At 70.4% G+C, this 11,494-nt stretch carries 10 protein-coding genes; 5 read left to right on the forward strand and 5 right to left on the reverse strand.

The window, feature by feature from the left end; translation table 11 throughout:
• Both VF794_RS08210 and VF794_RS08215 read right to left on the reverse strand, forming a co-directional pair.
• The coding region (locus VF794_RS08210; RefSeq protein WP_331108627.1) for an RAD55 family ATPase at window positions 1-998 on the reverse strand (998 nt) is incomplete at its 3' end.
• Window positions 999-1,108: 110 nt separating this feature from the next.
• On the reverse strand, window positions 1,109-2,653 hold the full coding sequence (locus VF794_RS08215; RefSeq protein WP_331108628.1) for an AMP-binding protein: 1,545 nt from the start codon (window positions 2,651-2,653) through the stop codon (window positions 1,109-1,111).
• A 97-nt stretch (window positions 2,654-2,750) separates the two neighbouring features.
• Here VF794_RS08215 and VF794_RS08220 point away from each other — a divergent pair, with 97 nt between their 5' ends.
• The 4 genes from VF794_RS08220 (at window position 2,751) to VF794_RS08235 (ending at window position 5,197) form a co-directional block, all read left to right on the forward strand.
• Window positions 2,751-2,972 carry a DUF3185 family protein gene (locus VF794_RS08220; RefSeq protein WP_331108629.1) on the forward strand — a complete coding sequence of 74 codons (222 nt, stop codon included), beginning with the start codon at window positions 2,751-2,753 and terminating at the stop codon, window positions 2,970-2,972.
• Window positions 2,973-3,117: 145 nt separating this feature from the next.
• Complete coding sequence (locus tag VF794_RS08225) at window positions 3,118-4,200, forward strand: GRAS family protein (RefSeq protein ID WP_331108630.1); 1,083 nt, start codon at window positions 3,118-3,120, stop codon at window positions 4,198-4,200.
• 3 nt (window positions 4,201-4,203) lie between these two features.
• On the forward strand, window positions 4,204-4,695 hold the full coding sequence (locus VF794_RS08230) for a CinA family protein (RefSeq protein WP_331108631.1): 492 nt from the start codon (window positions 4,204-4,206) through the stop codon (window positions 4,693-4,695).
• A gap of 112 nt (window positions 4,696-4,807) precedes the next feature.
• Window positions 4,808-5,197: an STAS/SEC14 domain-containing protein gene (locus VF794_RS08235; protein ID WP_331108632.1), complete on the forward strand. Its 390-nt coding sequence runs from the start codon at window positions 4,808-4,810 to the stop codon at window positions 5,195-5,197.
• 50 nt (window positions 5,198-5,247) lie between these two features.
• Here the strand turns inward: VF794_RS08235 and VF794_RS08240 are convergent, their stop codons facing one another.
• From VF794_RS08240 to VF794_RS08250, 3 genes are all read right to left on the reverse strand, one after another.
• Complete coding sequence (locus tag VF794_RS08240) at window positions 5,248-6,813, reverse strand: S8 family peptidase (protein WP_331108633.1); 1,566 nt, start codon at window positions 6,811-6,813, stop codon at window positions 5,248-5,250.
• A gap of 288 nt (window positions 6,814-7,101) precedes the next feature.
• Window positions 7,102-7,746, reverse strand: coding sequence for a hypothetical protein (locus VF794_RS08245; RefSeq protein ID WP_331108634.1), 645 nt, complete (start codon window positions 7,744-7,746; stop codon window positions 7,102-7,104).
• Window positions 7,747-8,655, reverse strand: coding sequence for a fatty acid desaturase (locus VF794_RS08250; protein WP_331108635.1), 909 nt, complete (start codon window positions 8,653-8,655; stop codon window positions 7,747-7,749).
• Between the two features lie 185 nt (window positions 8,656-8,840).
• Between VF794_RS08250 and VF794_RS08255 the strand changes: the two genes are divergently transcribed.
• On the forward strand, window positions 8,841-11,494 hold a 2,654-nt coding region (locus tag VF794_RS08255), incomplete at its 3' end, for an FG-GAP-like repeat-containing protein (protein WP_331108636.1).

Here is an 11,494-nt window from a genome sequence, read left to right on the forward strand (position 1 = left end):
GTGAGCACCAGCCGGCCCGTGTCCACCCACGGGTCCAGCGCCTGCCCCACGCAGGCGGCCTTCGCCATCAAGCGCGGGGGCGTCTCCATGAAGCCGAAATAGAGGCCCTGCTCACCCACGCGCGCGCCAGTGGCCAGGAAGTGCAGCCCCAGCAGCGTCTTGCCGGTGCCCGGCGCGCCGAACACCAGCGTGCTGGAGTGGCCAGGCACCCCGCCGTGGAGCATCTCGTCCAGCTCCGGCACGCCGAGGCCCAGCCGTGCGCCTGGCTCCGGCATCACCTGGGGCGGCTGGGGGTAGAGCGACTCGATGCGCGGGTAGACGACGAGCCCATCGGTGTTGATCTCGAAGGTGTGCCGGCCGGTGAGCTGGGGTCCGCCGCGCAGCTTCGTCACCTCCAGGGTACGCACGGACCGGAGCCCCTCCACCTGCATCTCCAGCCGCAGCACCCCGTCCACCATGGCGAACTGCGGGTCCGAGGCGCTCTCCTGCCGGTTGGTGAGCACCAGCGTGGTGCAGCCGGCCAGCGCGTTGTGCACGCCCAGGGCGTGGAGGAACTCGCGCAGGACCAGCGTGGAGCCGGCGCTCTCCTGCACCGCCAGCAGTCCGTCCACGACGAGCACGCTGGCCCGGTGCTCGCGCACCGCGCGGTAGAGCAGCTTCGACAGGCCCTCGAGTCCCCCGGCCTTGAGCGTGGCGTAGCCGCTCATGTAGTGCAGCGACTGGCCGATGATGTCTCGCTGGAAGAAGCTCATCTGGCCCAGGTGCGTCATCATCCGCCCGTGGGACTCGGACAGCAGGGTGATGAAGACGGCGCGCCCGCCGCTGGCCACGTGCGAGAAGCAGAGCTGGTTGCCGAGGATGGTCTTCCCCGTCCCGGGCGAGCCGGTGACCATGTAGGTGCCCCCGTGCATCCACCCGCCATTCAGGACGATGTCCAGGCCGGCGGACCCGCTGGCGACGCGTTGGACGGGCTCCTTGGAGAGCTCGGCTTCGTTCACGCTCTCACTCCTTCTCACCACCGGGACACTATCGGTACCCGACACCTTCCGAGGAGTTTTCCGTTACGAGTGTCCGACAGGGCCCCGAACCTCCGGGCACGTGTTGATTTCTAGACAGGGGTCTGGAGCCGCTCGCGCAACAGGTGCTTCTGCACCTTGCCCAGGGCGTTGCGCGGCAGGGCGTCCACGAAGAGGACGCGGCGCGGCTTCTTGAAGCTGGCGAGCCGGTCCTTGCAGTAGTCCACCAGGACCTGGGCGTCGGGCGAGGAGGTGCCGGCGCTCGGGACGACGACGGCCACCACCTGCTCGCCGAAGTCCGGGTCCGGCAGTCCGAGCACCGCCACCTCGGCGACGGCGGGGTGCGTGGCGAGCACCTCCTCCACCTCGCGCGGGTACACGTTGAAGCCGCCGCTGATGATGAGCTCGCGGGCGCGGCCCGTAATCTGGAAGTAGCCGTCGCCGTCGCGCAGGCCGAGGTCCCCGGTGCGAAACCACCCCTCGGGGTCGAAGGCCTCGGCGGTGGCGTCCGGGCGCTGCCAGTAGCCGGCGAAGACGTGCGGGCCGCGTACTTCAATCTCCCCCGTCTCTCCCGCGGGCAGTGGCTGGCGGGTGCGCACGTCCACCACCCGGGCCTCCTGGCCGGGGTAGGGCATGCCCACGGTGCCGGGGCGCCGCTCGCCCTCGTAGGGGTTGGTGGTGTTCATGAGGGTCTCCGTCATCCCGTAGCGCTCGAGGATGCGCTGGCCGAACGTCTCCTCCACGTCGTGGAAGAGCTGGGGGCTGAGCGGGGCGGAGCCGGAGACGAGCAGCCGCGGCTGGCGCGGGCGGAGGCCGGAGCGGCGGGCCTCCTCGACGAGGCGGCCGTACATGGTGGGCACGCCGAAGAACATCGTCAGGGAGGCGTCGTCCCGGAGGGCGGCGAGGGCCTCGGAGGCGACGAAGCGGCGGCGCAGGTCCACGCTGCCCCCGGAGTAGAGCGTCCCATGCAGGCCCACCATGAGGCCGTGGGTGTGGAAGAGGGGCAGGGTGAGCAGGAGCCTGTCCCGCTCCGTCCAGCGCCAGGCCTCGGTGACGGCGCGCACGTTGGCGAGCAGGTTGCGGTGCAGCAGCATGGCGCCCTTGGAGCGGCCGGTGGTGCCGGAGGTGTAGCCGAGCACGGCGAGCTGCTCGCCCGTGGGCAGGGCCAGGGAGGCGGTGGCGTCGCCCTCGGCGAGCAGCGCGTCGAAGTCGACGGTGGGCCAGGGCACGGGGACGGTGGCGGGTTCCACGGTGACGAGCCACTCCAGGGCGGGCAGCGAGGCCTTCAGGGGCGCGAGCTCGGCGGCGCCGGCGGCCCCGGTGACACAGACGCGTGCTCCGGCGTCGGCGAGGATGTGGCCGAGCTCCACCTGCCGGTACTGGGTGTTGACGAGGACGACGACGCCGCCGGCGTACTGCGTGCCAAGGTAGGCGAGGACGAAGGCGGGGCTGTTCTCCAGGAAGAGGGCCACGCGCTCCCCGGACTTCAGCCCGCGGCGCTGGAGGGCACTGGCGAAGGCGGCGACGCGGCTGGCGAGCTGCCCGGCGGTGAAGCGCTGCTGCTCGAAGTCGAGGACGGGCCGCTCGGGAGACTGGTGGGCGCGGGTGAGGAAGGTCTCGAGAAGAGAAGACGCCATGGGCGCGGAAGCTACCCCCGAGGCGCGGGTTCCGCACTAACGTGCGCGGGGCGCCGGGACGCCCCGGCCCCGTTCAACATCAGCGAGAGGAAACGTCGTGGGGATCGCCCGCATCGTGGGATTCATGCTCGTCGTCGCCGGTACCGTGTTCCTGGTGACGGCCTACCGCGCCACCGGCTCCATGTCCGAGCGCGCCATGGAGACCTTCACTGGCCGTTACACCGAACGGACACAACGAGACCTCGCCCTTGGCGGCGCGGGCGTGGTGGGCGGCATCCTGCTCATCGCTTTCGGTGGGGGCGGAAAACGCCGCCGGTAACACCCGCGGTCACGAGCCAGTGATCCAACCGGACCCCTCGGGGTCACTTCCTCCTGGCGGGCGGAGTAGACCCGGGATGGACGAAATCCTCTCAACTCGGGAAGAATCCTCGAGTCCAGAATGGGGGGGAAGGAAGGTGGGAGACGTGCGCTCGGAGAAATTCTCGCTTCTGACTCGTGCGTTGGAGGAACTCATCGAGGGACAGGCCTCGGCCGCCCGACGTTCGCTGGCGGCGCTCACCCGGCGGTTGGACGTGGATGCCGTCGCGGAGGACATGCAGTACTTCCTCTTCGCCACGGCACTGGCCCGGCGGCTGGGCGTGGGCGAGGCCCAACAGATGAACCTCTACCTGCGGCGCTTCGAGCTGCCGCAGATCTCCCTCTTCAACCTCGTGGCCCAGCGGCTGCCGATGGTGAGCCTGGCGGGCGTCATCGCCAACGACCTCATCCGTGGCCTGCTCGCGGGCCACGAGGAGGCCACGCTCGTGGACGTGGGCCTGGGCACGGGGCGGCAGGAGGTGGCCCTGCTGCACCTGTTGAAGGCGTCCGGCTCCTCGCTCCGGCGGCTCACCGTGGTGGGCGTGGAGCCCGACGAGCGCAGCCTGCGCCAGGCGGAGGTGGCGCTCTCGGACGCGGCCCGCGAGCTGGGCCTCACCCTGCGCTTCCGCGGCATCCCCAAGGTCATCGAGCAGCTCCACGAGGATGACTGGGGCTGCTTGCACGACAACCCCGGACCGCGCGTGGTGCACGGGGCCTTCGCCTTCCACCACATGGCCGCGGGCGTGGATCGGCAGCTCATCTTCAACCGGCTGCGCGAGCTCGAGCCCGTCGGCGTGGTGCTGTGCGAGCCCAACTCCGACCACGTCACCGACTCGCTGGCCCAGCGCTTCCACAACGCCTGGCACCACTTCTCCCACAACTTCGAGCTGGTGGACCGGTTGGACCTGCCCGTGCGCGAGCGCAACGGCATCAAGCGCTTCTTCGGTCGCGAGTTCGAGGACATCCTCGGCACGGTGGACGACGCCCAGCGCTACGAGCGCCACGAGCGCGTGGAGACGTGGCGGGAGCGGCTGCGGGGGGCGGGCTTCTCTCCCGTGCGGCGCTTCGAGGGCGATTGGAGTTCGCCGCACCCGGCGGTCCACATCCGCCAGCACCCGGGCTACGTGGGCGTGGGGTACAAGGAGGAGACGCTGGTGGCGGTCCACTGCGCCACCGCGGACGCGAGGTAATCCATGGAGCCGGAGTGGGAGGAGCGCGGGCGGCGGGTGCTGGAGGCCTGCCGTCGCGCGGGGGTGAAGCTCGCCCTGGCCGAGGCCAGCACCGGGGGCCTGATCGCCGCGTGCCTCACGGACATCCCCGGGGCCTCGGCCGTGGTGGAGCGGGGCTTCATCCCCTACTCCAACGAGGCCAAGACGGAGCTGCTCGACGTGCCCGTGGCGCTGATGGTGGCCCACGGGGCCGTCAGCGAGGAGGTGGCGCGGGCCCTGGCCGAGGGCGCGCTGGCCCACTCCCACGCGGACGTGGCCCTGGCGGAGACGGGCATCGCCGGCCCGACAGGTGGCTCGGCCGCCAAGCCGGTGGGCCTCGTCCACCTCGTGGTGAGCCGGCGGGGCGGAGCCACCACCTGCGAGCGACACGTCTTCAGCGGGGACCGGGCCTCCATCCGACGTGCCGCGGCGGCCCGAGGTCTGGAGCTGTTGCTCTCCCACCTGGAGGGGGGCTGACTACCCGACACACCGGATGGTGGCCATCCACGGCCGTGGGTAGTGATAGATTCACCCTTCGTCTTCCCTCTCAATTCCCCCCACCGCGCTCCGTCGCGCGAGGAGAGTGGTCGTGTACAGGATCGATCTCGACAAGGAGCACGCCATCATCGACCTCGTGCTGGACGGGCTCATCCGGCAGGACGAGATGAGCCGTTTCGTCGAGGAACTCAAGGCCGCCACCCTGGGCTTCGCGGGACGGGAGGTGAAGATCAAGGCGGACATGCGCACCTTCCGCCCCTCCTCGCCCCAGGTGGCGGAGATGCTGCGCGCGGTGCAGGAGTTCGGGCTGCACAACGGGGTGAAGCGGGTGGCCGAGATGGTGGAGAGCCAGCTCGCCGTCCTCCAGCTCAACCGGGTGGCCCGCGAGAGCGGCACGGACAAGATCCTGCGCCGCTTCACGGACGACGCGGCGGCGCGGCGCTGGCTCATCCACGGTGACGAGGAGCAGCTCTCCGCGTAGGCCCGAGCCCCGCGATCCCCAGGGGGAAGCGCGGGGCAGGGGGCCCTCGCTCAGCGCGCGAGCAGTCGCGGCAGGGCGCCGCGCAGGTCGGGCAGGGAGCCGATCCGCTTCGTGCCGGAGGCCTGGGGCGTGCCGGTGCTGCTCAGCAGGTCACGCAGGGCGCGCGGCTCGAGGGGGCCCTGGCCGGCGGCGAGGGCGGCACCCTGGAGGCTGGCCACCGCGCCCACCACGATGGGCGAGGCGCTGGAGGTGCCGCTGAAGGTGGCCGTGTACGACCGGTTCTCGCCGGAGCTGAACAGGTCGCCGTAGCCCAGGGTGACGACCTGCTCGCCCCAGGCGTGCACGTCCACGCGGCTGCCATGGTTGGTCCAGCACATGGGCGCGTGGGTGGTGGCGGTGCCGGCGGCCACGAAGATGGCGCCCGAGTCCCGTACCGAGCGGTCGAAGGCGCCGCGGTAGGCCGCGTCATCCAGGTTGACGCTGCCGTTGCCGGCGGCCTCCACCACGTGCACGCCGTTGGCGGTGGCCTGGGCGATGGCGTCGAAGTTGGCCTGCCAGTACTCCAGGGGGACCTCATTGCACTGGCTCGTGTTGCAGACGCAGTCCCGGCTGGTGCGAGGCCCCGGGGCCTGGAGCTGCACCAGCACGACGCCGCCCTGGCCCGCGGCGAGTGCCGCGCGGGTGATGGCGCTCGCGACGCTCTGGTTGGCGATGCCCTCGCGGCCCACCTGGGCCCCGTGGGCGATGCCGGTGATGCCATACCCGTTGGCCTTGCCCGCCATCACGCCCATCACCGCGGTGCCGTGGTCGCGCCAACCCGTCTCGTTGAACGGGATGCCACCCTCGTGGAAGAAGGCGGGCAGATCCTCGTGCGAGCCGTTCCAGGCGCCCTCCACGTCGACGATCTTCACGCCCGTGCCGGTGCCCCCCGGCACCCTCCAGGCGAAGCGGGCGTCGATGCCGCCAGGAGCCGCGTCCAGGTAGCCCTGCTGGCTCTCGTACGACCCGGGGGTGGCCGCCATGCCGCTCGCGCCCGTGTTGAACCAGGCCGGACGGGTCGTCGCCTCGAGGTAGGCGATCTCCACGCTGTCGAGCGCGTTGAGCTGCATCACCAGCTCGTTGAGGTCACCGGCGAGGGTGCCGGGCCGCAGCGGCAGCTCGAAGTACAGGTCCAGGTCCGCCATCTGCTTGCCACTGCGCTCCTCGGCGAGGCGCTTGCCCTCGGACAGGGTGAGCTCGTCCTGGCGGAAGAGGCGCGAGGCCGAGCCCAGACGCGGCACGCGCACGAGCAGCTTGTGGAGGGCGCTGAGGTCCGCCTGGAGCTTCGCCTCGGACAGGCCGCGGCGCTTCATGTAGCCGGCCTCGGCCACACCGCGCTCGGCGGCCAGCGCGCGCATCATCCCACCGCGCAGGCGTACCCGGGTCCCCTCGTGGAACTTCACCACCAGGCGCTGCACCGACGTCTCCGGCTCGAGCTCGGGACTGGTGGGCTTCACCGTGGAGAGACGCGGCTCCAGCACCTTGATGCTGGTGGCCTGGGCCGCGGGGGCGACCACCAGGGCCAGACCCATCATCAACGTGCGGGTAACGCGGGAGTGGAAAGAGAATGCCTTCATCGTCCGTCCTTCGTGCGGGTAAAGGGAGGTACGGTCCATGACGGCGGGCCCCTGGTCGGGGGTTCCTGGAGCCTCCCCACCGCCGTCACGCTGGCAACCTGTCACACGGGTCTGTCACGCCCGCTTGCTGAACCAGGGTTGTAGATTTTCAACTCAATGGAAATATTAGCAGAGATTTTCCGGCCTGGGAACATCGCTGCGAAATCCAGTTTTCCCATTCTGAACGGGTAGTCCGCTACGTTCTGAACGAGAGGACGGGCGGCTCGTCGCGCGGCGCGGCGCGTTTTTTCACAGCGGGGAGGGTCCGGGGCCCAGCGCCAGGAAGAGCAGCGCGGCGAGGCTCGCGTAGAGCGGGACGTTGCAGGCGAGGGTGATGCGGTTGATGCGGCGGAAGCGGGCCTGCTCCTCGTCGGCGAACCAGATGCCGTCATCCCCCGTGGTGTGTCCCTCCACGGCCTGGAAGAAGAGCGTGGCGTACATCACCTCGACCAGGAGGCTCACCAGCACGAGGGCGAGCAACGACAGCGCCCACACATCCATGCGCGAGAGCGGGCCCTCGTGGTTGAGCCGGAACCAGGAGACGCCGCACAGGACGAGCAGGATGCACAGCACGTCATGGCCGATGCCGTAGGGTGGCTTCCAGTTGTAGGAGACGTAGAGCATGTAGAGCTCGGCCACGCCGCGCACCCACATGAAGGCGCCGAAGGCGCCGAGCACCATGCGCAGGTGCGGGTGGATGGAGGTGTCGAGCGACACCAGCGGGCAGAGCAGGAACCAGAGGAAGATGGCGTAGAAGAGCCACGCGAGCTTGGGCGGGGAGATGCGGCCGCCACGGGCCTTCCGGACGTTCTGCCTTCCGTGGAAGAGGATGCCGAGCAGGACGGACAGGCCCAGCAGGACGAGGATGAGGACGCGGGTGTGCGGAGCGAGCATCTAGGGACGGCGAGGGCGGGGGTAGAGCGTATCGTAACGCAGGAGGTACCAGGCGCGCAGGCGGGGCAGGTGGTGGAGGGACACCTGGGGGTGCAGGTGGTGCACCACGTGGCAGCCCACGTTGAGGGGAGCGGTGAACAGCCGGCCCAGCCAGCCCAATCCGTGGTCCGAAGTGCACGCGAGCACATCACCCAGGGTGCGACCCTGGACCGTCCGGGGAGTGTGTTCGGCGAGCAGTCGCCACGCGCACAGCCCCGAGGCCAATAGGAAGGGCAGCCCGTAGCCGAGGCCCACCGCGTGGGGCCAGCGCAGGGCGGCGGCGAGCACCGCGAGGTGGAAGAGGACCTGAGCGGTCTCGGCGCGGACGCAGGCGAGCACCTCGGCGTCGTGGGTGAGGTCCTTCCCGGAGCGATCCTGGAGGAAGAGCCGCGCGTACGGCTGACGCAGCGCGGGCAGCCCCCACGCGAGCAGTCCGAAGGGCCCGCGCAACACCCAGAAGGGGAGGATGGGGAGGACACGGAGCCACATGAGGGCCTGGCGCCAGGGGCTCGCGGGAGGGCGCCGGTACGGGTCCGAGGGCAGGCCCGCATCGCGGTGGTGGCGCAGGTGGTGGTAGCGCATGGCCTCCAGCGTGGTGGCGACGGGGAGCCCGGCGAGCAGCTCCAGCAGACGGAGCGCGGGGCCCTTGCGGCGCCAGGGCAGGTGGATGGCGTCATGGAGGATGACGCCGAGCGCGTGCAGCCGGCCGGCGAGGAGCAGGGCGAGCAGCGGGGCCGCGCGGGGGAAGAGCACGAGGCCGCACCAGCCCAGGAGGAGGTAGCCCCACTGGAGGGCGGCGAGCCGCAACAGCCCCGACAGGGAGGCACGTCCCAGCAGCTCCGGGGGGACGGGGGCTCGCGGTGGAAGCACCCCCTCACGGGGTGCATCAACCGGGAGGAGCCCGGGGTTTGCGGGGGAGAGGACGCGAGCGGAGGAGTGCATGGGACGCGGTGACATGGTGGGCAGGCATGCGGGGGGACATGCAAGCCCCTACCCGTCCTGGACAAGGAGCGCGGGAGCGCGGCACTCTCGGAGCGCGCGTGGAGGCGCATTCCATGAGAGCTGAGCAGGCTGTGACACACCCGGTGCCGGTGGGCACCGTGGTGCACACGACGCCCCGTGTCGAGCGGTGGGGCTGGGTGTGGCCCCGGTGGAACGACCCCCGCATCCCCTTCGCCGCCATCCTCACGCTGTATGGCGTGCTGGGCTTCTCCTTCTTCGGCTTCAACCGCAGCCCGTGGCAGATGGCGGCCATCGTGGTGAGCGGCAGCGTGCTGGACGCGGGGCTGGGCTGGCTGCTGCGCCGCGAGAAGGTGGTGCCCTTGAGCGGCTACATCTCGTGCTGCTCGCTGGCGCTGCTGCTCAACTACTCGCACTCGAGCTGGATGCTGCTACTGCCGGTGTGGCTCACCATCGGCTCCAAGTACGTGCTCACCTTCGAGGGCCGCCACGTCTTCAACCCGTCCATGTTCGGCGTGGCGACGTCGCTCCTCTTCACCCGCGAGCTGATCACCGCCGCGCCGGCCTACCAGTGGGCCAATGGCGAGGTGGCGCTCTCGGCCTTCATCGTCATGGCCGCGCTGGTGCTCTTCTTCTTCCGCGTGGGGCGCACGTGGCTGGTGCTGAGCTTCCTGGGCTTCTACGGGCTCCAGACGGCCCTGCGCGCGTTCATCCTGCGCCACCACCTGCCGCCCGAGGTGCTCTTCCTGGGCACGCTCGGGGCGCCGGCCTTCTTCATCTTCACCTTCTATATGATCACCGACCCGGGCACGTCTCCCAAGACGCCGCGTGCCCAGGTGCTCCTCGCGCTCGCGCTCACGCTGGTGGACCTGGTGCTCCACCTCAAGGAGAGCGTCTTCACCTTCTTCTACGCGGCCCTCACGTGCGCGTCGGCGCGCTTCCTCTACCTGCACGGGCGCGCCCTGTGGCGGCGAGGGGCGCGCGCGTACCTCGCGGACCTCTTCTCGCCGGGGCCGCTGAAGCGACTGGCGGCGGTGGGGGGACTCGGGGTGGCCCTGGCCGCGGGCTACTTCCTGGTGGTGGCGCCCGCGGCCCTCTCGCGCCCACTGCCCTTCCACATGGAGCGCCTGGAGGCCTCGCATACGGGCCTTGGCTCCACCACCTCCGTGGACGATGTGCTGATGAAGGTGGACCCGCGCGTGCTGCACGTCTCCAAGTGGGTGTTGAGCGTGGGCGACGCGGTGGCCGCCGGGGACTTCGACGGCGATGGGAGGGTGGACCTCTTCCTCACCCACGCGCTCAAGGCGGAGGCGTACCGCGCGGCGCTCTACCGCAACGTGGGAGACTTCCGCTTCGAGCGCGTGAAGGTGCCCGCCCTGGAGCGCATCGCCGCGAACCTCACCACCGAGGGAGCGGCGGCCGGTGGCACCTTCGTGGACTATGACGGCGATGGGGACCAGGACCTGGCCGTCGCCGTGGCCTTCGGGCCCTCGAAGCTGCTGCGCAACCTGCTGCGCGAGACGGGCACCGCGACGTTCGAGGACGTCACCACGCGGGCGGGAGTGGGGGACCACTCGGTGAGCATGGCCGTCACGCTGCTCGACTTCGACCGGGACGGGCACCTGGACCTCTTCGTGGCCAACGCCCTCACCACGCACCTGCCGGACTACGCCACGCCCACCCCGTTCAACTTCTTCCGGCTGCCGCCACCCGAGTACGCCGGGGACAGGCGCATGCTCCGCTTCCTGCACAACGGCTGGCACAACGCGGACAACGGTGGCCTCAACGTGCTCTACCGCGCCCGAGGGGATGGCACCTTCGAGAAGCTGGACTCGGCCGCGCTGGGACTGAAGGAGACGCGCTGGTCGCTCGCCGTCAGCACGGTGGACCTGAACCAGGACGGGTGGACGGACCTCTACCTCGCCAACGACTTCGGCCCGGACGAGGTCTACCTCAACGAGCAGGGCAAGCACTTCCGCCGTGTCGTGGGCAAGCTGTTCGGGGAGATTGGCAAGGACACGTACAAGGGGATGAACTCCACCGTGGCGGACTTCGACCGCAACGGCTTCCTGGACGTGTACGTGTCCAACGTGCACCACTCGCTCCAGGCCGAGGGCAGCCTGCTGTGGATGGTGTCCCCGGGGAAGGGCGACCCCTTCGTCCCCGAGTTCAAGGACGAGGCCACCTTCCGCGGTGCGCTCAACGAGCGGCGCTTCGGCTGGGGCGCGGCGGCGGGGGACCTCGACAACGACGGGTGGCTCGACATCGTGCAGGCCAACGGGCACATCGATGATCGGTTGGATCCGCTCATCGACTCGGGCCGCAAGGACTACTGGTACGTCAACCACAAGCTGATGCAGTCCGGGCCCGAGTTCCACACCTACGCGGACAAGTGGGGCGACATCCGCGGGCGCACCATCTACCCGAACGAGGCGCGCCGCGCGTACCTGAACCTCGGCGACGAGGAGCCCGGGCACTTCGTGGACGTGGCGAAGGAGTTGGGCCTCGACGACCCGGACAACTCGCGCGGCGTGCTGCTCGCGGACCTGGACAACGATGGAGACCTGGACGCCGTCATCACCAACCAGCACGGGCCCGCGTCCGTGTACCGCAACACGCTGCGGCAGGGGGCGGGCAGGGACGCGGCGCACTTCGTGGGCCTCTCGCTCGAGGGGGATGGGCAGCGCACGGCTCGCCCCGCCGTGGGCACGCGTGTCGTCGTCTCCTACGAGGAGGGGGGCAAGCGCGT

Origin of the sequence: Archangium sp., assembly GCF_036389735.1 — a bacterium.
Classification (GTDB): Bacteria; Myxococcota; Myxococcia; order Myxococcales; family Myxococcaceae; genus Archangium.